This is a genomic window from Mycobacterium marinum, from assembly GCF_003391395.1.
GTDB lineage: Bacteria > Actinomycetota > Actinomycetes > Mycobacteriales > Mycobacteriaceae > Mycobacterium > Mycobacterium marinum.
On sequence record NZ_CP024190.1, the window covers coordinates 2,245,142 to 2,269,204 of the forward strand.

Annotated in this window: 23 protein-coding genes; 18 read left to right on the top strand and 5 right to left on the bottom strand. The window is 66.4% G+C overall.

Annotated elements, in window-relative coordinates; translation table 11 throughout:
- Positions 1–50 precede the first annotated feature (50 nt).
- The gene (locus tag CCUG20998_RS09410; RefSeq protein ID WP_051173346.1) at positions 51–2,660 is read left to right on the top strand and encodes a DNA translocase FtsK 4TM domain-containing protein; all 2,610 of its coding nucleotides are present in this window, start codon (positions 51–53) and stop codon (positions 2,658–2,660) included.
- 11 nt (positions 2,661–2,671) lie between these two features.
- Here CCUG20998_RS09410 and CCUG20998_RS09415 read toward each other — a convergent pair whose 3' ends face one another.
- Positions 2,672–3,196: an amino-acid N-acetyltransferase gene (locus CCUG20998_RS09415; protein ID WP_011741175.1), complete on the bottom strand. Its 525-nt coding sequence runs from the start codon at positions 3,194–3,196 to the stop codon at positions 2,672–2,674.
- A 57-nt stretch (positions 3,197–3,253) separates the two neighbouring features.
- Here CCUG20998_RS09415 and pgsA point away from each other — a divergent pair, with 57 nt between their 5' ends.
- From pgsA to pspM, 4 genes are all read left to right on the top strand, one after another.
- Positions 3,254–3,850, top strand: a complete 597-nt coding sequence (gene pgsA, locus CCUG20998_RS09420; RefSeq protein ID WP_036455463.1) for a CDP-diacylglycerol--glycerol-3-phosphate 3-phosphatidyltransferase — start codon at positions 3,254–3,256, stop codon at positions 3,848–3,850.
- A gap of 139 nt (positions 3,851–3,989) precedes the next feature.
- Positions 3,990–4,316, top strand: a complete 327-nt coding sequence (gene clgR, locus CCUG20998_RS09425) for a transcriptional regulator ClgR (protein ID WP_036455803.1) — start codon at positions 3,990–3,992, stop codon at positions 4,314–4,316.
- A 157-nt stretch (positions 4,317–4,473) separates the two neighbouring features.
- On the top strand, positions 4,474–5,289 hold the full coding sequence (gene pspA, locus CCUG20998_RS09430) for a phage shock protein PspA (RefSeq protein ID WP_020728377.1): 816 nt from the start codon (positions 4,474–4,476) through the stop codon (positions 5,287–5,289).
- Positions 5,290–5,304: 15 nt separating this feature from the next.
- Positions 5,305–6,120 carry a phage shock envelope stress response protein PspM gene (gene pspM / locus CCUG20998_RS09435; RefSeq protein WP_012393760.1) on the top strand — a complete coding sequence of 272 codons (816 nt, stop codon included), beginning with the start codon at positions 5,305–5,307 and terminating at the stop codon, positions 6,118–6,120.
- 8 nt (positions 6,121–6,128) lie between these two features.
- On the opposite strand, the gene CCUG20998_RS09440 is transcribed toward pspM, so the two are convergent.
- On the bottom strand, positions 6,129–6,560 hold the full coding sequence (locus CCUG20998_RS09440; RefSeq protein ID WP_020728378.1) for a limonene-1,2-epoxide hydrolase family protein: 432 nt from the start codon (positions 6,558–6,560) through the stop codon (positions 6,129–6,131).
- A gap of 73 nt (positions 6,561–6,633) precedes the next feature.
- Here CCUG20998_RS09440 and CCUG20998_RS09445 point away from each other — a divergent pair, with 73 nt between their 5' ends.
- Entirely contained in the window at positions 6,634–7,800 is a 1,167-nt protein-coding gene (locus CCUG20998_RS09445; protein ID WP_036455805.1) for a glycosyltransferase, read from the top strand.
- Positions 7,801–7,835: 35 nt separating this feature from the next.
- Complete coding sequence (locus tag CCUG20998_RS09450) at positions 7,836–8,030, top strand: DUF3046 domain-containing protein (RefSeq protein WP_406682451.1); 195 nt, start codon at positions 7,836–7,838, stop codon at positions 8,028–8,030.
- A gap of 12 nt (positions 8,031–8,042) precedes the next feature.
- On the opposite strand, the gene CCUG20998_RS09455 is transcribed toward CCUG20998_RS09450, so the two are convergent.
- Complete coding sequence (locus tag CCUG20998_RS09455) at positions 8,043–8,690, bottom strand: (2Fe-2S)-binding protein (protein ID WP_036455807.1); 648 nt, start codon at positions 8,688–8,690, stop codon at positions 8,043–8,045.
- 170 nt (positions 8,691–8,860) lie between these two features.
- On the opposite strand from CCUG20998_RS09455, the gene recA reads away from it, so the two are divergent.
- The 4 genes from recA (at position 8,861) to CCUG20998_RS09475 (ending at position 12,669) form a co-directional block, all read left to right on the top strand.
- The gene (gene recA / locus CCUG20998_RS09460; protein WP_012393764.1) at positions 8,861–9,901 is read left to right on the top strand and encodes a recombinase RecA; all 1,041 of its coding nucleotides are present in this window, start codon (positions 8,861–8,863) and stop codon (positions 9,899–9,901) included.
- Positions 9,867–10,388 carry a recombination regulator RecX gene (gene recX, locus CCUG20998_RS09465; RefSeq protein ID WP_036455467.1) on the top strand — a complete coding sequence of 174 codons (522 nt, stop codon included), beginning with the start codon at positions 9,867–9,869 and terminating at the stop codon, positions 10,386–10,388. The genes recA and recX overlap by 35 nt, the downstream gene beginning before the upstream one ends.
- Before the next feature lie 134 nt (positions 10,389–10,522).
- Entirely contained in the window at positions 10,523–12,061 is a 1,539-nt protein-coding gene (gene miaB / locus CCUG20998_RS09470) for a tRNA (N6-isopentenyl adenosine(37)-C2)-methylthiotransferase MiaB (protein ID WP_231389698.1), read from the top strand.
- A complete protein-coding gene (locus CCUG20998_RS09475) occupies positions 12,058–12,669 on the top strand; it encodes an Rv2732c family membrane protein (protein ID WP_012393766.1) in 612 nt (203 codons plus the stop codon). The genes miaB and CCUG20998_RS09475 overlap by 4 nt, the downstream gene beginning before the upstream one ends.
- Here CCUG20998_RS09475 and CCUG20998_RS09480 read toward each other — a convergent pair.
- Both CCUG20998_RS09480 and CCUG20998_RS09485 read right to left on the bottom strand, forming a co-directional pair.
- Positions 12,666–14,018 (bottom strand): DUF349 domain-containing protein, encoded by a 1,353-nt coding sequence (locus tag CCUG20998_RS09480; protein ID WP_081650995.1) that lies wholly within the window; start codon positions 14,016–14,018, stop codon positions 12,666–12,668. The genes CCUG20998_RS09475 and CCUG20998_RS09480 overlap by 4 nt on opposite strands.
- A 237-nt stretch (positions 14,019–14,255) precedes the next feature.
- Positions 14,256–16,061: a serine/threonine-protein kinase gene (locus CCUG20998_RS09485; RefSeq protein WP_020724802.1), complete on the bottom strand. Its 1,806-nt coding sequence runs from the start codon at positions 16,059–16,061 to the stop codon at positions 14,256–14,258.
- 463 nt (positions 16,062–16,524) lie between these two features.
- Between CCUG20998_RS09485 and CCUG20998_RS09490 the strand changes: the two genes are divergently transcribed.
- The 7 genes from CCUG20998_RS09490 (at position 16,525) to CCUG20998_RS09520 (ending at position 24,045) form a co-directional block, all read left to right on the top strand.
- Complete coding sequence (locus CCUG20998_RS09490; protein WP_012393769.1) at positions 16,525–17,424, top strand: DMT family transporter; 900 nt, start codon at positions 16,525–16,527, stop codon at positions 17,422–17,424.
- Positions 17,425–17,643: 219 nt separating this feature from the next.
- Positions 17,644–18,621 carry a DMT family transporter gene (locus CCUG20998_RS09495; RefSeq protein WP_011741160.1) on the top strand — a complete coding sequence of 326 codons (978 nt, stop codon included), beginning with the start codon at positions 17,644–17,646 and terminating at the stop codon, positions 18,619–18,621.
- A gap of 46 nt (positions 18,622–18,667) precedes the next feature.
- On the top strand, positions 18,668–19,363 hold the full coding sequence (locus CCUG20998_RS09500; RefSeq protein ID WP_020728386.1) for a class III extradiol ring-cleavage dioxygenase family protein: 696 nt from the start codon (positions 18,668–18,670) through the stop codon (positions 19,361–19,363).
- Positions 19,360–20,304, top strand: coding sequence for a tRNA (adenosine(37)-N6)-dimethylallyltransferase MiaA (gene miaA, locus CCUG20998_RS09505; RefSeq protein ID WP_020728387.1), 945 nt, complete (start codon positions 19,360–19,362; stop codon positions 20,302–20,304). The genes CCUG20998_RS09500 and miaA overlap by 4 nt, the downstream gene beginning before the upstream one ends.
- A gap of 4 nt (positions 20,305–20,308) precedes the next feature.
- On the top strand, positions 20,309–21,181 hold the full coding sequence (dapF, locus tag CCUG20998_RS09510; protein ID WP_020728388.1) for a diaminopimelate epimerase: 873 nt from the start codon (positions 20,309–20,311) through the stop codon (positions 21,179–21,181).
- A gap of 46 nt (positions 21,182–21,227) precedes the next feature.
- Positions 21,228–22,742 carry a GTPase HflX gene (gene hflX / locus CCUG20998_RS09515; protein ID WP_020728389.1) on the top strand — a complete coding sequence of 505 codons (1,515 nt, stop codon included), beginning with the start codon at positions 21,228–21,230 and terminating at the stop codon, positions 22,740–22,742.
- Between the two features lie 142 nt (positions 22,743–22,884).
- The gene (locus CCUG20998_RS09520; RefSeq protein WP_012393774.1) at positions 22,885–24,045 is read left to right on the top strand and encodes an acyl-CoA dehydrogenase family protein; all 1,161 of its coding nucleotides are present in this window, start codon (positions 22,885–22,887) and stop codon (positions 24,043–24,045) included.
- The last annotated feature ends 18 nt before the right edge of the window (positions 24,046–24,063 follow it).

Here is a 24,063-nt window from a genome sequence, read left to right on the forward strand (position 1 = left end):
CCAGTGTGGCAAGTGGTGCAGATGATGCAATTGCGACTAGTCTTGCTGGCATGGCTAGTAAGACCGCTGCGCGCTCCGGAGCCCGAACGAGCAGGTCAAAGGCCGCTTCAGGGGGCGCTTCCCGAGGTGGGAGAGCTACTGCCTCCGCCGGGCCGGCAAGGCCGGCGAAGGGGACCAGAAAGCCGGCGGGCAAGCCGGCCAAGCGGGTAGCCAAGCCGATCCCGCGGCGCAATCAGTCCGTGTTCAAGGTGGCCGGGCTCGCGGGCGGCCGAGCCATGCGCGCTACCTGGATGATGGCGGCCAAGGGCACCGGCGGGGCGGCGCGGTCGATAGGGCGGGCTCGTGACATCGAACCCGGGCATCGCCGTGACGGCGTGGCGCTGGTGGTGCTGGGCATTGCGGTGGTCGTCGCCGCGAGTTCATGGTTCGACGCCGCCCGCCCGGTCGGCGCGTGGGTGGATGCGGTACTGCGAACGTTCATCGGCTCGGCGGTGGTGTTGCTCCCGATCGTTCTTGCGGGCACGGCGATAGTGCTGATGCGCACCGAGCCGAACCCCGACACCAGGCCCCGGCTGATTCTCGGGTCCAGCCTGATCGCGCTGTCTTTCCTGGGTTTGCGGCACTTGTGGGCGGGTTCGCCGGAATCCCCGGAGTTGCGCCAGCGTGCCGCGGGGTTCATCGGATTCACGATCGGTGGACCGCTATCCGACGGGCTGACCGTGTGGATCGCCGCTCCGTTGCTGTTCATCGGGGCGCTGTTTGGACTATTGCTGTTGACCGGGACCACAATCCGCGAGGTTCCCGATGTGCTGCGTGGTCTGTTCGGAACCCGGCTGCTGCAGCGCGAGTACTTCGATGACGAGTTCGACGACGGCGATGACTACGAGGGCTACTCGGATTTCGCCGGTGATGATGCCGACACGGTGGAAGTCGCGCGTGAGGACTTCTCCGACGGCTACTACGACGAGGTGCCGCTGCGGCCCGACGCGGAACTGCGGGCCTGGCCCTCGCCGAACACGGAGCCCGACGGCGAAATCGGGGAGCCGGATGCGCCGACCGTTCCAGAACCTGCCGTCGCGCGCGGCGCCGGCAAGGCCGGAAAGTCCGGCCGCAGCGCCCCGGCGGAGAAGCAGGAAACCCTGGTACTCGACCGTGTCGTCGAGGGGCCCTACGCACTGCCATCGATGGAACTGTTGGTGGCGGGAGATCCGCCCAAGAAGCGCAGCGCCGCCAACAGTCACATGGCCGGCGCCATCGGGGATGTGCTCACCCAATTCAAGGTCGACGCGGCGGTCACCGGCTGCACCCGCGGTCCGACCGTCACGCGGTATGAGGTCGAGCTTGGGCCCGGCGTCAAGGTGGAGAAGATCACCGCGCTGCAGAAGAACATCGCCTACGCGGTGGCCACCGAGAGCGTGCGGATGCTCGCTCCCATCCCCGGCAAGTCGGCGGTCGGCATCGAGGTGCCCAACACCGACCGCGAAATGGTGCGGCTGGCCGACGTGCTCACCGCTCCGACGACCCGCCGCGACCACCACCCGCTGGTGATCGGCCTGGGCAAAGACATCGAGGGCGATTTCATCTCGGCCAACCTGGCGAAGATGCCGCACCTGCTGGTCGCCGGTTCCACCGGGTCCGGAAAGTCCAGCTTCGTCAACTCCATGCTGATCTCCCTGCTGACCCGGGCCACCCCGGAAGAGGTCAGGATGATCCTGATCGACCCGAAGATGGTGGAACTGACCCCTTACGAAGGCATTCCGCACCTGATCACCCCGATCATCACGCAGCCAAAGAAGGCGGCGGCCGCTCTCGCATGGCTGGTCGAGGAGATGGAACAGCGCTACCAGGACATGCAAGCGTCCCGGGTGCGTCATATCGATGACTTCAACGAGAAGGTGCGATCGGGAGCGATCACCGCGCCACTGGGCAGCCAGCGGGTGTACAAGCCCTATCCCTATGTCGTTGCGATCGTCGACGAGTTGGCCGACCTGATGATGACCGCGCCGCGTGACGTCGAGGAAGCCATCGTGCGGATCACCCAGAAGGCCCGCGCCGCCGGCATCCATCTGGTGCTGGCCACCCAGCGGCCCTCGGTCGACGTGGTCACCGGCTTGATCAAGACCAACGTGCCGTCCCGGCTGGCGTTCGCCACATCCTCACTGACCGACAGCCGGGTGATCCTGGACCAGGCGGGCGCGGAAAAGCTGATCGGTATGGGTGACGGCCTATTCCTGCCGATGGGCGCCGGCAAGCCGATCCGGTTGCAGGGCGCGTTCATCACCGACGAGGAGATCCACGCCGTTGTAACCGCGTGTAAGGATCAGGCGGAGCCCGAGTACACCGAGGGTGTCACCAACGCCAAGCCCACCGGTGAGCGCACCGACGTCGACCCGGACATCGGTGACGACATGGACGTGCTGCTGCAGGCCGTGGAGTTGGTGGTGTCCAGTCAGTTCGGCTCCACCTCGATGTTGCAGCGCAAGCTGCGGGTCGGGTTCGCCAAAGCCGGCCGACTGATGGACCTGATGGAGACGCGCAACATCGTCGGGCCGAGCGAAGGCTCGAAGGCCCGCGAGGTGCTGGTCAAGCCCGATGAATTGGCCGGAACGCTGGCCTTGATCAGGGGCGGGGTGGCCGACGACGCGCCGGACGAGGATTGATCGGTGACGGCTTAAAGCACCAACAGCATCCGGGTGTTGCCCAAGATGTTGGGCTTGATGTAGCTCAGATCCAGAAACTCCGCGACGCCGATGTCGTAGGAGCGGCACATCTCTTCGAACACCTCCGCGGTCACCGGCGTGCCCTCGATCTCGGTGAACCCGTGCGCGGTGAAGAATTCGGTCTCGAAGGTCAGCACGAATAGTCGCTCTAGCTGCAGTTCCCGGGCCACCTCGAGCAGCCGGTCGACAATCGCGTGACCGATGCCGTGCCCGGTCATAGCGGGATCCACCGCGACGGTGCGGACCTCACCGAGGTCCGACCACAACACGTGCAGGGCCCCGCAGCCGATCACGTTGCCCTGGATTTCGGGGTGTTCGGCAACCCAGAATTCCTGAACCGCTTCGTAAAGCGTGACCAGGTTCTTCTCCAGCAGGATCTTCCCCGCATAGGTGTCGACAAGCTTTTTGATCGCCGGGACATCGGACGTTCTGGCACGCCGGACCACCGGCCGGAAATCCTGTTGACTTTCGGTCACGGGAAAACAGTATCGACATCGGCGACGGGGCGGCTGGTCAACCGCTATTCTGTTGCGGTGTCAGGGCAGCCGCAAACAGGTCAGGTGCCGGGAACCGCAGGGATTGCCAACCTAGCCAACGTCCTGACTGGCCTGCGCTTTGTGCTGGTCCCCATTTTCTTGTACCTCCTGTTCTATGACGGAGGTCACCAAACGACTTTCCGGATAGCGGCATGGGCGGTATTCGCGGTTGCCAGCATCACCGATCGATTCGACGGACTGCTCGCCCGCAACTACGGCATGGCGACCGAATTCGGGGCGTTTGTCGATCCGATCGCGGACAAGGCCCTGATCGGGGCGGCACTGATCGGGCTATCGATGCTCAACGACCTGCCGTGGTGGGTCACGGTGTTGATCCTGGCCCGCGAACTCGGGGTGACCGTGCTGCGGCTGGCTGTCATCCGCCGCGGTGTCATTCCCGCCAGCTGGGGCGGCAAGCTCAAGACCGTCGTCCAAGCGGTGGCGATCGGGCTGTTCGTCCTGCCGCTTTCGGGCCCGCTGCACATGGCGGCGGTGGTCGTGATGGCCGCCGCAATCGTGCTCACGGTGGTGACCGGGGTCGACTACGTGGCATCGACCGTCCGCGAAATTCGTGCCGGAAAACGCGCGTCGTAAGCCAGCGGGAACCACACCAGCTCACTCCGCGTTCATCTAAGAACCAGTGCTCTCGGGCGCTGCTGGTCGGGCGCTTGAACCGCGTTTGGGCGCGTGATTTGGTCGTCATGGATGTTGAAGGCAGATGGAGGAGAGCACGATGGCGTCATTGGTGCGCGAGGTCATTGGCGACGTGTTGCGCGGGGAGCGAACTTCACAAGGCCGGACGTTGCGGGAGGTGTCCGACACCGCTCGGGTGAGTCTGGGGTATCTGTCCGAGATCGAGCGTGGCCGCAAGGAGCCGTCCAGCGAATTGCTCAATGCGATCTGCGACGCGTTGCAGGTCCCGCTGTCTGAGGTGCTCATCGGTGCGGGTGAGCGGATGGCGCGTGAAGAACGCGCGATCCAGACCGCGCCGACCGGAGCCACCATCGATGCCGGCACTAGATTGGTCATTCCCCAGGTAGCGTCGCTGGCGGTGGCCTGAGCGCGGCGCAGCCGATCTGGTGTCGATCAGTTATGGGATCACGGGTGGGGAGATCGGCCCGGACCCACTAAATTGAGCGGCAGGGTAAGTGTGCTGAGCTCAATCGGGCCCTACCCGGGACCACCCAGCCCACAAGAAACGAAGGCGGAGCTAACCGATGGCCAATCCGTTCGTCAAAGCGTGGAAGTACCTCATGGCGCTGTTCAACTCCAAGATTGACGAGCACGCCGACCCCAAAGTGCAGATTCAGCAGGCTATTGAGGAAGCCCAGCGCACCCATCAGGCGCTGACCCAACAGGCCGCACAGGTGATCGGCAACCAGCGCCAGCTGGAGATGCGCCTCAACCGCCAGCTGGCCGACATCGAAAAGCTACAGGTCAACGTGCGTCAGGCGCTGACGCTGGCCGACCAGGCCACCGCCGCTGGCGACGCGGCCAAGGCGGTCGAGTACAACAACGCCGCCGAGGCGTTTGCCGCCCAGCTGGTGACCGCTGAGCAGAGCGTCGAAGACCTCAAAGCGCTGCACGACCAGGCCCTCAATGCCGCGGCTCAGGCCAAGCGGGCAGTCGAGCAGAACTCGATGGTGCTGCAGCAGAAGATCGCCGAACGCACCAAGCTGCTCAGCCAGCTGGAGCAGGCAAAGATGCAAGAGCAGGTCAGCTCATCGCTGCGGTCGATGAGTGAGCTTGCCGCCCCCGGCAACGTCCCCAGCCTCGATGAGGTGCGGGACAAGATCGAACGCCGGTATGCCACCGCACTCGGTCAGGCCGAACTCGCCCAAAGTTCGGTGCAGGGCCGCATGCTCGAAGTTCAGCAGGCCGGCGTGCAGATGGCCGGTCATTCCCGGCTGGAACAGATCCGGGCCTCGATGCGCGGCGAGTCGCTGCCGGCGGGGGGCGCAGCCACTCCCGGCGCCACTGGGGCCGCCGAAACCGGTGGGGCGGTCGCAGAGAAACCTTTTGGTCAGCAGTAGGGCGGAGAGTCTCACATGGCGGTGAAGTCGGCTCAGCGCGGCCAGCGGCGTGCGTTGCTGCAGCGGGGCCTCGACTTCGTGGGTGATCTGTCCGACTTCGCCGCCCGCAAGATCAGCGCTGCCACCGATCCGCGAGCTCGCCAGCTGCGCCGCCGCCGCCGCGCGCTGCGGTGGGCGCTGATCTTCAGCGCCGGCTGCGTCTTTTGGGCCGCGGTGACGGCGGTGCTGGCAGCGTGGGGCTGGTTCGCGTTGCTGCTGCAGATCACCGGAGCGATCGCGGTGGTGCAGGTGATTCCCGCGACGTTGCTGTTCTTCCGCTACTACTGGCTGCGGTCGGAGCCCTTGCCGTCACAGCGGCCGACCACCACCCGGCGGTTGCCGCCGATGGGTTCGGCCGCCCGCCCCGCGATGGCCGCCCTGGGCGCCTCCGAACGTGGATTCTTTTCGCTGTTGGGTGTAATGGAACGGGGTGCGCTGGTACCTGCGGCCGAAATCCAGGACCTGACCGATGCGGCCAACCACAGCGCCGCGGCGATGGCCGCCACGGCTGCCCAGGTGGTATCGATGGAGCGGGCGGCGCAGTATTCGGAATCCTCGCGTGGCCAACTGGTGCCCACCATCAATGCCTTTACCGCCCAACTAGGCGCCGGCGTGCGTCAGTACAACGAGATGGTGACCGCGGCAGCGCAATTGGTTTCGTCGGCCAACGGTGCCACCGTGGCCGAGGCGGTGTCGCAGCAGCGCTACCGCCACGAACTGGTCGGAGCTACCGATCGCCTGGCCGGCTGGGCGCAGGCCTTCGACGAACTGGGTGGGTTACCGCGCCGCTAAGTGTGCACCTACATGCGTGCCTTCAGCGCTGGGATCACCGCGCCGGCCACCCCGCGCAGCAATGCCTTGGTCATGTCGTAGAAATCGAAGTAGTCGCGCCACAGCGTGATGCGCCCGTCGTGCACCTCGAACACGCCGCAGACCCAGAACTGAATTCGCAGCGGGCCGAGAATCAATGCATCGGTGCGTTCGGTGAGTACGGCGGCGCCATCGGCGGCGGCGCGATGGATCTTCACCTCGAACCCCATGCGCCCGTCCATCTGGCGAAATAGCCGCATCGCCCGGCTCCGGCCACGGATCGTCGGCAGTCCGACGTTCTGGTACACCAGGTGGTCGTCTAGGACCGCGTTCGCCGCTTCGTAGTCCGCGTCCTGAAGCGCACTCAGAAAGCCCTCGACCGTGCGGATGTTGTCGGTGCTTGTTTGAGTCAGCTCGGTCATGGTTGCCAGCGTAGGCGAGCGGGGGCGACTGCGGTGGCTGGGCACTGGCTGGGCGCTGTGGCAGGGTAGGGCGGTGCGTATCGCAGTGGTCGCCGGGCCGGATCCCGGGCATTCCTTTCCCGCGATTGCGCTGTGCCGACGCTTTTTGGCGGCCGGCGATACTCCGACGCTGTTGACCGGCGTGGAGTGGTTGGATACCGCTCGGGCAGCCGGCGTTGACGCGATTGAGTTGGCGGGGCTGGTCGCCACCGACGAGGATCTGGATGCCGGTGCCAGGATTCATCGCAGGGCCGCTCAGATGGCCCTGCTCAACGCTCCGGCGCTGTCCGACCTGGCGCCCGACCTGGTGGTGTCCGACGTGATCACCGCCTGCGGGGGAATGGCGGCCGAGCGGTTGGGGATCCCCTGGATCGAGCTCAACCCGCATCCGCTGTATCGGCCGTCGAAAGGCCTGCCGCCGATCGGCAGCGGTCTGGCGCCGGGCACCGGAATTCGCGGCCGGCTGCGCGACACCACCATGCGGGCGCTGACGGCGCGGTCCTGGCGTGCGGGCCTGCGACAGCGCGCCGCCGTGCGGGCCGAGATCGGCCTGGCAGAACATGATCCGGGCCCGCTGCGGCGATTGATCGCCACGCTGCCCGCCCTTGAGGTGCCGCGTCCGGACTGGCCTGCCGAGGCGATCGTGGTTGGCCCGTTGCACTTCGAACCGACCGATCAGCTGCTGAAAGTCCCTGCCGGTTCGGGTCCGGTGCTGGTCATCGCGCCGTCCACGGCATTGTCCGGAACCGCCGGACTGGCCGAAGTTGCGCTGGAGTCGCTGATTCCGGGCGACACGCTGCCGTCGGGATCGCGGCTGGTGGTCTCCCGGCTCGGCGGCGACGATCTGGTGACACCGTCGTGGGCGGCGGTCGGCCTGGGCAGCCAGGCCGAGCTGTTGACCCACGCCGACGTGGTGATCTGCGGCGGCGGTCATGGGATGGTCTCCAAGACGTTGCTGGCCGGGGTGCCCCTGGTGGTGGTTCCCGGCGGCGGGGACCAGTGGGAGATAGCCAATCGCGTGGTACGCCAGGGCAGCGCTCGGCTGATCCGGCCGCTGGGCGCTGATGCGCTGGCGGCCGCGGTGAATGAGGTACTGTCGTCGCCCGGTTACCGGGAGGCGGCGCAACGGGCCGCCGCCAGCATTGCCGACGTGGCCGATCCGGTGCAGGTCTGCCACGAAGCGCTGGCGCTTGCGGGATGACCGGATTGGCTGGCCGGCCCAGTATGTTGGCTGGCGTGCGGCTGACAGAGTTTCACGAGCGGATCACGCTGCGGTTTGGTGCCGCCTACGGCGCATCGGTTCTGGTCGACCACGTCTTGACGGGCTTCGACGGCCGGACCGCAGCCCAGGCGATCGAGGCGGGTGTGGAGCCTCGCGACGTGTGGCGGGCGTTGTGCGCTGACTTCGATGTTCCCCGTGAGCAGTGGTGATCTAGGCGCCCGCTAAAGCGGGCAGTCGCCGCATTTCCCCGCGCCGGGCAGGCGGTAGTAGAGACAGCAACTGTTGCGCCGGAAGCTCAGATCGGCGCCTGCGATCACCCCTGATCCGGCCAGGCGGCCCATGCTCAGCAACTCGGCGGTGGTGCTGGCTACGGACTGGCGCAAGTCCGGTCGCGCCGAGATCAGCGCGCGTGACGCCCCGACGAGCGCCGACGCGATGTTGCCGGACAGCAGCGCGGGCGCCAACTTGGCGCGCAGGCCCGCTGCGAACGGTTCCATGTGGTCCTCGATGACGACGCGATACAACAATTCCGGGGACGGTGCGGCGGGCTCACCGATGGGTTCGGGCAGCCGCAGCAGCGCGGCGTTGTCGGCACGCTGCAGGTTGGTCAGGTCGGGAACTACGCCCTGGCTCAAGACGCATGCGAGCACTGGTGACCACAGCCGGGCGGCATGGCCGAGATGCACCAGGGATGCGCCGATTCGCACCTCTGGCGCGCCATAGCGCTCGATGGTGGCGTCGATCAAGTCCGAGAACCCGTTGGCATAGGCCTGGGTGACCGGATGCCATCCCGTTGGGTCGCCGCCCACGGTCAGCCCGAAAAAACCTCCGTAGGAGGCGATTTCGGCCAGCTCGGCGGAGATGTTCATGCGTCCATCGGTAGCCGATATTGCCACACGCGGCGTGTCGAAACTTGAATCGAACAGATGTTCGGCTACTGTGGTCATCACTCGAAGACGCGATCTGTCGGTGGCCTTCTTTAGTGTCACAGCCAACCGACCGATACCGGTCATCGAACACCGACTATAGGAGAGGCACGATGGCGCAAGCTCCCGACCGCGAAAAGGCACTCGAACTGGCGATGGCCCAGATCGAGAAGAGTTATGGCAAAGGTTCGGTGATGCGCCTTGGCGACGAGGTACGGCAACCGATTTCGATCATCCCGACCGGCTCCATCGCACTCGATGTCGCCCTGGGCATCGGCGGTCTGCCACGTGGCCGGGTGATCGAGATCTACGGCCCGGAATCCTCGGGTAAGACCACCGTGGCATTGCACGCGGTGGCCAACGCCCAGGCCGCCGGCGGCGTCGCGGCATTCATCGATGCCGAGCATGCGCTGGATCCCGAGTACGCCAAAAAGCTTGGTGTCGATACCGATTCCCTGCTGGTCAGCCAGCCGGACACCGGTGAACAGGCGCTCGAGATCGCCGACATGCTGATCCGTTCGGGGGCGCTCGACATCGTGGTGATCGACTCGGTGGCCGCACTGGTGCCACGCGCGGAGCTCGAAGGCGAAATGGGGGATAGCCATGTCGGCCTGCAGGCCCGGCTGATGAGCCAGGCGCTGCGGAAGATGACTGGCGCATTGAACAATTCGGGAACCACGGCGATCTTCATCAACCAGCTCCGCGACAAGATCGGGGTGATGTTCGGCTCACCCGAGACGACGACGGGGGGAAAGGCGCTGAAGTTCTACGCGTCGGTGCGCATGGATGTGCGTCGGATCGAAACGCTCAAGGACGGCACCAATGCGGTCGGCAACCGCACCCGGGTCAAGATCGTCAAGAACAAGGTCTCGCCACCGTTCAAACAGGCCGAGTTCGACATCCTCTACGGCAGGGGTATCAGCAGGGAAGGCTCGCTGATCGATATGGGTGTGGATCAGGGCTTCATCCGGAAATCCGGTGCGTGGTTCACCTACGAGGGCGAACAGCTCGGGCAGGGCAAGGAGAATGCCCGCAACTTCCTGCTGGAGAACGGCGAAGTGGCCAACGAGATCGAGAAGAAGATCAAAGAAAAGCTCGGTATCGGTGCAGTGGTGACTGATGACGGTGTCCTTCCCGCCCCCGTCGACTTCTGAGCCATCTCGCGAAGAGCAGGCGCGGGCGTTATGCCTGCGCCTGCTCACCGCGCGATCCCGGACTCGGGCAGAGTTGGCCGGTCAGCTGGCGAAACGTGGCTACCCCGAGGACGTCGGCGATCGCGTGCTGGATCGGCTTACCGCGGTAGGTCTGGTCGACGACGCCGACTTTGCCGCGGACTGGGTGCAATCCCGTCGGGCCAATGCGGGAAAGAGCAGGCGCGCACTGGCCGCTGAGCTGCAGGCCAAGGGGGTCGACCAGGATGTGATCGGCACCGCGCTGGCCGGACTCGACGCGGGTGCCGAGCGAGGCAGGGCCGAGCAACTCGTCAGGACCAAGCTCAGGCGCGAAAAGCTGACCGAGGATGACGCCCGGGTGACCCGCAGATTGGTGGCGATGCTGGCGCGTCGTGGCTACAGCCAGACTGTGGCGTGCGAGGTGGTCGTCGCAGAACTGGCCGCCGAACGAGATCGCCGGCGGGTCTAGCCCGACTCCGTCCGGGAGGGGCTCGGCCACCGGCCGACACGCTGTCGGCCAGCCGGCCGCCGTACCATGGCCCCGTGACTTCGACGGTGGCGCACGGCGCCGGGTCTGCCGGCCCGGTCGATGATGCTGAGCCCATGTCGGCGCGCACGTATCAGGTCCGCACCTACGGCTGCCAGATGAATGTCCACGACTCCGAACGAATGGCGGGCCTGCTCGAAGCCGCCGGCTACCGTCGTGCGGCCGAGGGCACCGATGCCGATGTCGTGGTCTTCAACACCTGCGCGGTACGGGAAAACGCCGACAACAAGCTCTACGGCAACCTCAGCCACCTGGCCCCGCGCAAGCGCACCAGTCCGGACATGCAAATCGCCGTCGGTGGTTGCTTGGCCCAGAAAGACCGCGACGCGCTGCTGCGCAAAGCGCCCTGGGTTGACGTGGTTTTCGGTACCCATAACATCGGGTCGTTGCCCGCGCTGCTCGACCGCGCCCGGCACAACCGGGTGGCCCAGGTGGAGATCGCCGAGGCGCTGCAGCAGTTCCCGTCGTCGCTGCCGAGCGCCCGCGAGTCTGCGTACGCCGCTTGGGTATCGATCTCGGTCGGCTGCAACAACACCTGCACCTTCTGCATCGTGCCGTCGCTGCGCGGCAAAGAGATCGATCGCAGCCCGGCCGACATCCTGGCCGAGGTCCAGTCGCTGGTGGATACCGGTGTAGTCGAGATCACCCTGCTGGGGCAGAACGTCAACGCCTACGGCGTCTCCTTCGCTGACCCCGCACTGCCGCGCAACCGGGGCGCTTTCGCCGAGTTGCTACGGGCCTGCGGAGACATCGACGGGCTGGAGCGGGTCCGGTTTACCTCGCCGCACCCGGCCGAGTTCACCGATGACGTCATCGAGGCCATGGCACAAACACCCAACGTGTGCCCCGCCCTGCACATGCCCCTGCAGTCCGGATCGGATCGGGTGTTGCGCGCGATGCGGCGCTCCTACCGTGCCGAACGCTATCTGGGCATCATCGAGCGGGTTCGGGCTGCCATGCCGCACGCGGCCATCACCACGGATCTGATCGTGGGATTCCCGGGTGAGACCGAACAGGACTTTGCCGCCACCCTTGATGTGGTGCGGCAGGCCCGGTTCTCGGCCGCGTTCACCTTCCAGTACTCCAAGCGCCCCGGGACCCCGGCGGCCGAACTCGACGGGCAGTTGCCCAAAGCTGTTGTGCAGGAACGGTATGAGCGGCTCGTCGAGTTGCAGGAGCAAATCTCGCTGGAGGGCAACCAGGCCATCGTCGGACAGCGCGTCGAGCTGCTGGTGGCCACCGGAGAAGGACGCAAGGACACCCTGACGGCGCGCATGAGCGGCCGGGCGCGCGATGGGCGCCTGGTTCACTTCCGCGCCGGTGACGGGCCGGTTCGCCCCGGCGACATCGTCACCGTGGAGGTCACCGACGCCGCTCCGCACCACCTGATTGCCGACGGGGGCATTCTGGCCCACCGCCGTACCCGTGCCGGTGACGCGCACGCCGACGGACAGACTGTTCGGGGCATCGGGCTGGGCATGCCCGGCATCGGGCGGCCCGTGGTTCCCGTTGCGGCCGAAGCCACCCCATGCGGATCGGCGGGCGGATGCGGATCGGCGGACGGGGCTGGATCTAGCGCGGGTGACCCGCAATGAACGGAGAGGTTGACGTGGCGGATTTCGACGCCTACCGGTCTGAAATCGAGGCGGCAGAACGCCGGGTGGCGCGTGAGATCGACCCCGGCGCCAGAGCTTTGGTCGTCGCGATCCTCGTGTTCGTGCTGCTGGGGTCGTTCATCCTGCCGCACACCGGAAACGTGCGCGGATGGGATGTGCTGTTCAGCAGCAATGGGGCCACCGACGCCGCGGTGACGCTGCCGTCGCAGGTGTTCGCCTGGTTGACACTGGTATTCGGCGTGGGCTTCTCGATGCTGGCGTTGATGACACGACGCTGGACGCTGGCGTGGGTGGCCCTGGCGGGTTCGGCGTTGGCCAGTGGCACCGGGCTGTTGGCGGTGTGGTCGCGCCAGACCGTGGCCGCGGGTCAACCGGGTCCGGGCGTCGGGCTCATCGTGTCTTGGATCGCGGTGATCCTGTTGACGTTTCACTGGGCACGGGTGGTGTGGCAGCGCACGATAGTGCAGCTTGCCGCGGAAGAGCAGCGTCGTCGCGTGGTCGCCGAACAACAGTCGCAGACCTTGTTGGACAGCTTCAACACACCCGATGAGTCAGACGGGACCGCGGCCGAAAAAGACCAGGACTAGGTTTTGCGGGTCAGCGCGTCGGCCGCGGCTGCCGCCCACTGCCGCCACTGTTCGGCGTTGGCTTTTGCCTGTTCGGCTTCCTTGGTCTTTCCCGCCGCGGCTGCCTTGGCGGCTTGCTGTTCGAACTGCTCGACTCGGGCCTGGAACTGCTCGGCGCGCGCTTGAGCCTGTGGATCCGACCAATTGGATTCGCCGGCTTCGCGCACCTTTTTCTCGACCGCGCGCAACCGACGCTCCAATTCGGCGGTGCGCTCGCGGGGCACCCGGCCGATCGCGTCCCACTTGTCGGTGATGGTGCGAAGCGCTGCTCGCGCGGCGTCGAGGTTGGTGGTGTCGAGCTTCTCCGCCTCGACGAGCAGGGCCTCCTTGGCGGTGGCATTGGCGCGGAACTCGGCGTCTCGCTCCGCGGTAGCGGCGTTGCGCGCGGTGAAAAAGGCATCCTGGGCGGCTTTGAAACGACGCCATAACGCGTCGTCGACGTCCTTGCTGGCGCGTCCCGCCGCTTTCCATTCGGCGAGTAGTTTGCGGAATTCAGCGCTGGTGGGGGCCCAGTCCGTGGAGTCGGACAACTCCTCCGCGCGCTCGCAGAGCCGCTCTTTGCTCTGCTTGACCCCAGATCGCTCACGGTCGAGTTCGGCGAAATGGGAGCCCCGTCGACGGTTGAAGGTGTCACGGGCCGCCGAGTAGCGCTTCCACAACGCGTCATCGACCTTGCGGTCCAGGCCGCTGATCGTCTTCCATTCGTCGAGGATCGCGCGCAGCCGGTCGCCGGCGGCCTTCCATTGGGTCGAGTTGGCGGCCAGTTCCTCAGCCTCGGCGGCCAGCGCCTCTTTGCGCGAGGTCTGGGCGGCCCGATGTTCGTCTCGTTTGGTGCGGTCGGCGACGGCCATGCTGTCGGCCTGTTCGCACAGGCTGGCCAGCCTGGTGGCCAGCGCATCGAGGTCCCCGAGCACCGACGCGGTCGGCAGTGTCTCGGCCAGCGCTGCGGCGTTGGCGCGGATCTTGCGGGCGTCTCCGGTGCCGGCGGCCAGCCGCTCCTCCATGAGCGTGATCTCGGTGTTCAAGTCGTCGAAACGCCTGCCGAAATGCGCAAATGCGGCCTCGGCGTCCCCGGCCAGCCAGGACCCGACGATGCGCTCGCCGGCGGTGGTGATCAGCCAGACCGTGCCGTCGTCGTCGACACGACCGAACCGGTGGGGATCGCTGGGCGCGGATACCACCACCGGATGGGCAGCGGGTCGGGGCGAGGGCCTGGGGCCGGGCCTGGGTCCCGGCCGCGGTCCCGGCCGTGGGCCGGGGCCCGAAACCGTCGGGTGCAAATCGTTGCCGCGGGGTTCGTCAGCCGTCATGCGCTCGTCACCTACCCTTTGCACCCTCTGCGCGGTCCGTATCCCGCGCACCTGCCGCGCGAAGCGGCACCCAATATCCGATCTGCAGCTCTGATGGGGCCGACGGCTTCACCAGAGGGCACAGACCGGTTCTAACAGTTCCAACAGTATTGAAGCAGCTTGCCCCGCCATACACCGACACCTTGGTCGGTGTTGGTCAACTGCCCATCTGGACAGTTTCACAAACGAGGCCGGCTATCACGAGTGCTTTTTCCACCAGCTGTAGAGCTCTTCGAGGTTGGGGCCCCGCGGATCGCCCTGGACTACGCTGATCATCAACTGGGCTTCGTTTGTCCACACCACCGAGGGACTGCCCTCCTGGATCGCGCAGAAGATCATGCCGCCGACCTGTGGGCTATCGGGATGGTGCCAGGCGGTCGGTGACTTCTTCTCGCCTGGGCAGTCGACCATGATGTCGGTGCGCAGCAGGCCGTCGAAATACTGGCGCAGCGTCGCTGTTTCCCCGAACAGCGTGTACACGCCCCGGGACGGGCCCCCAGGGTCGACGTTCTTGTCGCAGGTGACCCTGGCCAGCGAGTCCTTGGCCGGCAGAAAGGCCCGGCAGGTGCCCGGTGCGTAACCCAGTGGAAGCGTGCTCAGTAGGCGGGCCAGCGCGTCCGCCGACGCCGGCGAGGGCGCGCTGGGCGAAGCCGTCGACGGGCTGGTGGAAGCGGACTCGGACTTCGGCCGGAAGCTGAGCCAGATGCCCTGGGCGGCGAAGACGATCAGGGCCACCAGGGCGGCGGCGCCGAGCAGCATCCACGGGTTGCGCAGGCGTGCGGCCAAGGAGTGTGGGCCTGGGCCCGACGGTGATGTGTCGCTCGTCTGCTTCGGCGGTTGCGGGGGCGTCGGGGGAACTGGGGGAGTCGGGGGTGTCAGGGGCGCCGGGGGTGCCTGTGGCGGTGGTGCGGCCGTCAGATCGCCCCAAGAACTCGTGCTCGCGTCGAATAACGGGACGTTGGCTTCCGATGTGGGGAATGACGGAATCGACAGGGGCCCGGAGATCCTCAGGTCGGGCTGCGAAGTCGATGCGACCGGGGTGGGTGCCGATGGTGACGCCGTCGACGGGCTTGCAAAGGTGATCCCGGCCTCTGCCGCGGCGTCGGTGTGCAGGCCACCGGCCTCCTCACTACGTTTGAGGATGCGAAATTCTTGAGCCTGGTGCGGTGCGCTGAGCGCTTGGTGCGCCGCCGCAGCCAGTTCGCCCGCGCTTGCGAAGCGGTCCTCCGGGCGTTTGGCCATTCCGCGCGCGATCACCGCGTCGAACGTGGCGGGGATACCGGGCCGCAGCTGGCTGGGACGCGGGATGGGCGCCATCAGATGCGCGGTGATCAACATGCCTGCGCTGTCCGCCCGATATGGCGGGGTTCCGGTCAGGCACTCATGGAGCACGCAGGTCAGCGAATAGATGTCGGCACGCTGATTCACTTCGGCGTCGGAAAACCGCTCCGGGGCCATGTACCTCCAGGTCCCCACCGCGCTGCCGATCTGCGTCAGTTTCTCGTCGGTCGCCGCACTGGCGATCCCGAAGTCCACCAGGTAGACGAAGTCATCCTGGGTCACCAGGATGTTTTCCGGTTTCACATCCCGATGCATCACGCCGGCCGCGTGGGCGGCGTCCAATGCGGAGGCGACCTGATGCACCAGCGCCACCGCCCACGGGGGTGTCACCGGACCGAACCGTTCCAGCAGCAGCGCCAGGTGGGTGCCCTCGATGAGGCGCATGTCCAGGTAGAGCTGCCCGTCGATTTCACCGTAATCGTGAATGGGCACCACGTGCGGCTCTTGCAGCCTGCCCGCGTTGCGGGCCTCACGCTGCATCCGCATGCGAAACACGGGATCGTGGCTGAGCGACTCCGACATCAACTTCAGTGCCACCACGCGCTGTCTCACGGTGTCCACGGCCTCGTAGACCTCGCCCATGCCGCCAGTGCCAAGCTGTCGCTTGAGGTAGTAGGGCCCGAAGCGGGTACCTACTCGCGAGCGTCGCGCGGAGGCGCTCATCGCCTACTCCTCAAACCAGCGGGTAATCGCACCGGCAAGCCACACTCACCGGCCGACCTGCCGACCGCATACCCCGGTCTAGCAACCATGACGGTAATTGCTCACCATTGTGGACGCACCAAAACTGCAGCATCCGTCCTATAGCTGCAACCGTTCCGTTAGTTGCGCTGTGTGCTCGCGCGGGAATTTGGGCAGGTCGGATCGGCATAGCCGGCGCCCCGATCGATTTTGTGAATTGCGGTGATCGGGTGTGCGCGGCTGCTGGCGTGCGGACCGTCCAGCTGGTGTCGCGGCCGACCGGTCGGCTGCGAAATGCGCGGCCCGACGCCCGTGTGAGGCAACCATTTCTATGGGATCGCGCGATTGAGATGCTTAACCAGCACACACGGGTCATTATTGAACAACTGCCTAACGGAAGGTTTACGCAGACAGCTTGCAGCTGAATGCGGTGGGAGGGCACCAAATGGCCAATGTCGAAGTCTCGGCGTCGCTCGCCCTGGGCGCGGCGCTGCTGGCCGGGGTCGGCTACGTGGTGCTGCAGCGGTCAGCGCAGCAGGTCACCGAGGACGAGGTTGGTCACTTCACGCTGCTGCACCTCTCGCTACGCCATGGTCAGTGGTGGCTGGGCAGCGCCGCGGCTCTGTCCAGCTTCACCCTGCAGGCCATCGCGTTGACCATGGGGTCTGTGGTGCTGGTGCAGTCGCTGCAGGCGACCGCGCTGCTTTTCGCCCTGCCGATCGATTCTTGGCTTACTCAGCATCGGATCACCGCTCGAGAGTGGATGTGGGCGATCTTGCTGGCCGGCGCGGTGGCGGTCATCGTGACGGCAGGGGATCCCACGGCTGGCCACGCGCGCGCCCCGCTGTCGACCTGGGCGGTGGTTGCCGCGGTGATGATTCCGGCCTTGGTGGTCTGCGTGGTAGCGGCGCGGGTCACCTCCGGTGCCCTGTCGGCGGTGCTACTGGCGGTCTCTTCGGCCGCTGTGCTGGCCGTGTTCACGGTGTTTACCAAAGGCGTTGTCGCGCTCATCGGCACCGGCTTCGGGCCGCTAGTGCGCGCCCCCGAGTTCTACGCCTGGATGACGGTGCTGCCGATCGGTCTGATGCTTCAGCAATCATCGCTGCGGGCCGGCTCGTTGACCGCGTCATTGCCGACCATCACCGTGGCCAGGCCGGTGATTGCTTCGCTGTTGGGGGTCACGGTGCTCGACGAGGTGCTACAGACCGGCGACTTGGGCGTGTTTGTGTTGCTGGTTGCCGTTGCCGTGGTGATCGTGGCCACCGTGGCGCTGGCTCGCGACGAAGCCGCCATGATGGCGCCCGCCGACAATCTCAACGCGGCCGGCCAGCTTGCCATGCCGTAGCCGTGTGAACCGAAACACATCTGGCACACAGGTTCTGCATAGCTTCCTAAAGAGTTGCCGCTGTTAGGTGGGTGCACGGTGGGTATTTGGGATCGGTTCGAATCCAGCTAGTTGCCAGCCCGGCGGGGTAAGCCTGGTTGAGAACACCACCAAAACGGGTAATGGATACCGGATGTACGAACGGTTTCCCGAGGGCGAGTTTTGGCGAGGAGGTTGGCCATGACGACGACGGAGATCGCGGCTGTTCTCGCGCTGGGTGCCGCGTTCGCATCCGCGCTGGGCAACGTGACGCGTCAGCGTTCCGCTCAGGAGATCACCGACGAACAGGTGGGCCACCTGGAGCTGTTCTGGCTGTCACTGCGCGACTCGCGCTGGTGGCTGGGAGCCCTCGGCGCGATTGCGAACTATCTGCTGCAGGCCGCCGCCCTGACGCTGGGATCGGTGGTGCTGGTGTCGGCGCTGCAAGTGACGGCGCTGTTGTTCGCGCTGCCGATATACGCCCGTGTTACTCGGCGCCGGGTGACACGCTGGGAGTGGACCTGGGCTGTGCTGTTGGCCGTTTCGCTGGCGGTGGTGGTCATCGTTGGCGACCCGGATGTCGGCGTGTCGCGTGGTTCGCTGGCGACCTGGATGGTGGTGGCCTCGGTGCTGGGCCCGGTAATGGTGTTCTGTGTGCTTGGCGCACGGATCTGGTCAGGATCGGTGGCCGCGGTGCTGCTGGCGGTGGTCTCGGGGTGTTCGTTGGCGCTGTTCGCCGTGCTCACCAAGGCGGTCGTCGAAGTGGTCGGCGGGGGAGCCGGCGCACTGTTTCGCGCGCCGGAGTTCTATGTCTGGATCGCCGCCGCGCTGGGCGGAATGATCTTCCAGCAGTCCTCGTTTCGCGCGGGCACGTTGACCGCCTCGTTGCCGACGGTGGTGGTGGCCAAACCATTGATGGGCGCGGTGCTGGGCATGGTCGTCCTGGGCGAAACACTCGATACCACCGGCCCCGGGCTTGTCGTGGTGGCCTTTGGCGTGGTCCTGGTGCTCGTCGCGACGATAGCGCTGGCCCGCGGAGAGGCCGAGAAGGTGGCCGAAGAGGCGGTCGAGAGTGGCCATATTCCGGCAACGATGCCCCACCGGGCGGTCACCATGCACTTCGGGCCCGCCGACGACGACGTGCAGACCGACCGGTTGCGCAGGGCGCCGGCGGGTTAGCCCCAACCGGTCGAACCGGCGCGCGCCGAGACACTAGTTTGGTGACGTGCTGAGCGCCATCGCGATCATCCCGTCCGCGCCCGTGCTTGTCCCCGAACTGACCGGACTGGCCGGCGCCGAAGTGGCCGACCTGAGGTCGGCGGTGGTCGCAGCGGCGAGCTCGTTGCCGAACCACTGGGTTGGCATCGGGGTCGGCCCCGAAGATCAGGTAGCCGGCCCCGACGCGGTCGGGACTTTTGCGGGCTTCGGGGTAGACGTGCAGGTCCGCCTTGCCCCAGCGCTTGGCGAGCAACCGGGTCCGCCGTCCGACCTTCCGCTCTGCGCATTGCTGGCGGGTTGGGTTCGCGGTCAGATACGGCCCGCCGCCACCGCGAAAATCCAGGTCTACGCCCACGGCCGGGAATCCGAAGACGCACTGGTGCAGGGCAAGCTACTGCGCGCCGAGATCGACCGGACGGCCGATCCGGTCGGTGTGCTCGTCGTTGCCGACGGCGTCAATACGTTGACCCCAAGCGCGCCGGGCGGCTATGACCCCACCGGCGCCCCGGCCCAACTGCTCCTTGACGACGCGCTGGCCGGCGGTGACGTCGCCGCCCTGGCGCGGTTGCCCGAACGAGTGCTCGGGCGACCCGCGTTCCAGGTGCTGGCCGGCCTTTGCGGTGCCGGGCCCCGATCGGCCACGGAGCTCTATCGCGGGGCACCCTTCGGTGTGGGGTGCTTCGTCGGTGTCTGGCAGCCATGAGACCACTGGCGATCATCGGCCCGACGGGCAGCGGAAAGTCGCAACTGGCGCTCGACGTGGCCGAGCGGCTGGCCGGCGAGGTACCCGCGGAGATCGTGAACGCCGACGCGATGCAGCTCTACCGCGGCATGGACATCGGCACCGCGAAGCTGTCGGTCGCAGCGCGCCGTGGCATCCCGCATCATCAACTCGACGTCCTCAACGTCGCCGAAACGGCGACCGTCGCCCGCTACCAGCAGGCGGCGGCGGCCGACATCGAGGCGATCATCGCGCGCGGGCATGTGCCGATCGTGGTGGGCGGTTCCATGCTCTACGTCCAGTCGCTGCTCGACAACTGGTCGTTTCCGGCAACCGATCCGGCGGTGCGGGCCAGATGGGAAGAATGTCTGGCCGAACTCGGGGTCGGCGAGCTGCACGCCGAACTGGCTCGGCGCGACCCGGCCGCCGCCGCCACGATCCTGCCCACCGACGGTCGCCGCATCGTGCGCGCGCTCGAGGTCATCGAGCTCACCGGGCAGCCGTTCGCCGCATCCGCGCCGCGCATCGGCGCCGCCCAATGGGGCACCGCGATTATCGGGTTGGATTGCGACACACGAATTCTGGATGATCGGCTGGCGGTGCGCACCGATTCGATGTTCGAGCGGGGCCTGGTCGAGGAAGTGCGCGTGTTGCTGCGCGCGGGTCTGCGCGACGGGGTGACCGCCGCGCGTGCGCTGGGTTATGCCCAGGTGCTCGCGGCTCTCGACGCCGGCGGCGGCGCGGAGCTACTCGACGACGCACGTGAGCAGACCTATTTCGGTACCCGCCGTTACGTCCGACGGCAGCGGTCGTGGTTTCGCCGGGACCACCGAGTGCACTGGTGCGACGCCGGCGCAACCGGTCCCTCCGATCGCGTCGCCATGGTCGATGAGGCGCTGCGGGTGTGGCGGCACGTAACCTGATCTGGTGATCTTCGCCAAGGGCCACGGCACCCAGAACGATTTTGTGCTGTTGCCTGACGTGGCGGCCCGGCTGTCGCTGACCGCCGCCCAGGTTGCGGCGCTCTGCGATCGCCGCCGGGGTTTGGGCGCTGATGGCATCCTGCGGGTCACCACCGCGGATGCGGCCGTGGCGGCCGGTGTTCTGCACCGTCTGCCCGACGGTGTCAGTCGGGGCGACTGGTACATGGACTACCGCAACGCCGACGGGTCGACCGCTCAGATGTGTGGCAACGGCGTGCGAGTGTTCGCCCATTACCTGCGAGCCAGCGGGTTGGAGACGCGCGATGAGTTCGTGGTCGGGTCACTGGCCGGCCCGCGGCCGGTTACCGTGCACCACGCCGATCAGACCCACGCCGACGTCACCGTCGACATGGGCAAGGCCAACAAGCTGGGGCCGGGGGAGGCCGTCGTTGGCGGCAGGCGGTTATCCGGCGTGGCCGTTGACGTCGGCAATCCGCACCTGGCATGCCTTGATCCGGGGCTGACACCGGAGCAGCTGGCAGCGTTGGATGTGGGGGCCCCGGTGAGCTTCGATCACGCGCAATTTCCCGAGGGCGTCAACGTCGAGGTTCTCACCGCGCCGGCCGCCGGCGTGGTGTGCATGCGTGTTCATGAACGCGGCGTTGGTGAAACCCGCTCCTGCGGCACCGGCACCGTCGCCGCCGCCGTCGCCGCGCTGGCGAGCGCAGGACAGGAGACCGGCACGCTGACCGTCCGCATTCCCGGCGGGGATGTCACGGTCAACATCACCGATGCGACCAGCCTGCTGCGCGGGCCGTCGGTGCTGGTCGCCAGCGGTGAGATCAGCGAGGAATGGTGGCGCGATCTACGGCGTTAATTCAGGTGCGCGACACCCATCCACCGTGCACTATTGCTAATTGCCTATGACATATTCCGAATTTCCCGATTCCGTTCGGCGGGCTTCTCAGCCCGCCGCCGAGCCCAGCATCGGCGAGCTCGCCCTCGAAGACCGGTCCGCGCTGCGCCGCGTCGCCGGGCTGTCGACCGAGCTCGCCGACGTCTCCGAGGTCGAGTACCGACAGCTGCGACTGGAGCGTGTGGTGTTGGTCGGCGTGTGGACCGAAGGTACCGCGGCCGACAACCAGGCGAGCCTTGCGGAGCTGGCCGCACTGGCCGAAACCGCCGGTTCCCAGGTGCTCGAAGGGCTTATCCAACGTCGTGACCGGCCCGACCCGTCCACCTACATCGGCTCGGGCAAGGCCGCCGAACTCCGCGAAGTGGTGGTGGCGACCGGGGCCGACACCGTCATCTGTGATGGCGAATTGTCACCGGCCCAGCTGACCGCCCTGGAGAAGGCGGTCAAGGTCAAAGTCATCGACCGCACCGCGCTGATTTTGGACATCTTTGCCCAGCACGCGACCAGCCGAGAGGGCAAAGCCCAGGTTTCGCTGGCTCAGATGGAGTACATGCTGCCGAGGCTGCGCGGCTGGGGTGAGTCGATGTCGCGGCAGGCCGGTGGCCGAGCCGGTGGCAGCGGCGGCGGGGTCGGCTTGCGCGGCCCGGGTGAGACCAAGATCGAGACCGACCGTCGTCGCATCCGGGAGCGGATGGCCAAGCTACGGCGCGAGATCAAGGCGATGAAGCAAGCCCGCGACACTCAGCGCAGCCGGCGGCTGCACAGCGACGTGCCCTCGATTGCGATCGTCGGCTACACCAACGCCGGCAAGTCCAGCCTGCTCAACGCGCTCACCGGCGCCGGGGTCCTGGTGCAGGACGCGTTGTTCGCGACACTGGATCCAACCACCCGGCGCGCGGAGTTCGATCCCGATTCCAATGGTGCGCGGCCCTTTCTGTTCACCGACACCGTCGGTTTCGTGCGCCATCTGCCCACCCAGCTGGTCGAGGCGTTTCGGTCCACGCTGGAGGAGGTCATCGACGCGGATCTGCTGTTACACGTCGTCGACGGGTCCGACCCGAACCCGCTGGCCCAGATCAACGCGGTGCGCCAGGTGATCTCCGAGGTCATCGCCGACGGGGCCACAGACGGTGGTGATGGCAGTGATGGGAGGACCGGCAGTGCCGGCGCCGAGGCGCCGCAGGAGCTGCTGGTCGTGAACAAGGTGGATGCCGCCGGTGACTTGGCATTGGCCGAGCTGCGCCACGCTCTTCCCGGCGCGCTGTTCGTCTCCGCACACACCGGCGACGGTATCGATGCGCTCTGGCGCAAGTTGGCAGAGCTCGCCGCTCCCACCGATACCGCCGTGGATGTGGTGATCCCATATGACCGCGGTGACCTGGTGGCGCGCATGCACGCCGATGGGCGGGTGCAGCAGGCGGAGCATCAGCCGGAGGGCACCCGGATCAGGGCCCGGGTGCCTGGTGCACTGGCGGCCACTTTGCGGGAGTTCGCTGCATCGTCTGCCGGGCCGGGGGAGTAACGACCGCCCGGGTTATCGCCGCAAATTCGCGTTGGCCTGCCACTTGTTGCGACCGGATGTCCGATAACGGCCCCAACAGGCCTACCAACCGTATGGTTGGTATACGGTGTGCAGCAAGATTATCTTCGGCGGAGGTCTATTCATGGGCAGTGCCATCAAGTACCAGCGCACTCTATTCGAACCTGAGCACGATCTATTCCGTGAGTCTTACCGCGGCTTTCTGGAGCGCCATGTAGCGCCATATCACGACGAATGGGAAAAGGCCAAGATCGTCGATCGCGGTGTGTGGCTTGAAGCCGGCAAACAAGGTTTCCTCGGCATGGCGGTACCCGAGGAGTACGGCGGCGGGGGCAACCCCGACTTCCGGTACAACACGATCATCACCGAGGAGACCAGCGCCGGGCGCTATAGCGGCATCGGTTTCGGGTTGCACAACGACATCGTGGCCCCCTACCTGCTGGCGTTGGCCACCGAAGAGCAAAAGCAGCGTTGGTTGCCGAAGTTCTGTACCGGGGAGTTCATTACGGCGATCGCGATGACTGAGCCGGGAACCGGCAGTGACCTGCAGGGCATCAAGACCCGCGCCGTCAAGCAGGGTGATCATTACCTGCTGAACGGTTCAAAAACCTTCATCACCAACGGGATCAACGCGGACTTGGTGATCGTGGTAGCTCAGACCGATCCCGAGAAAGGCGCCCAGGGCTTTTCGCTGCTGGTGGTCGAACGCGGGATGGAGGGCTTCGAACGGGGCCGTCATCTCGACAAGATCGGCCTGGATGCCCAGGACACCGCGGAACTGTCCTTCTCCGACGTGCAGGTGCCGGTCGAAAACTTGCTTGGCCAAGAGGGAATGGGCTTCATCTACCTGATGCAGAACCTGCCCCAGGAGCGCATCTCCATCGCCATCATGGCCGCCGCCGGGATGGAATCGGTGCTAGACCAGACGCTGCAATACACCAAGGAACGTAAGGCATTTGGCAGGTCCATCGGCAATTTTCAGAACAGTCGCTTTGTCCTGGCTGAGCTGGCCACCGAGGCCACCATGGTCCGCATCATGGTCGATGAGTTCATCGAGTTGCACCTTGACGGCAAGTTGACGGCCGAGCAGGCCGCCATGGCCAAGTGGTACTCCACCGAGAAGCAGGTGTCCTTGAACGACCGCTGCCTGCAGCTCCACGGGGGGTACGGGTACATGCGCGAATATCCAGTTGCCCGAGCCTATCTGGATTCACGGGTGCAGACGATTTACGGTGGCACAACCGAAATCATGAAAGAGATTATCGGCCGCAGCCTGGGTATCTAGCCGCACCGCGGCGTGGCT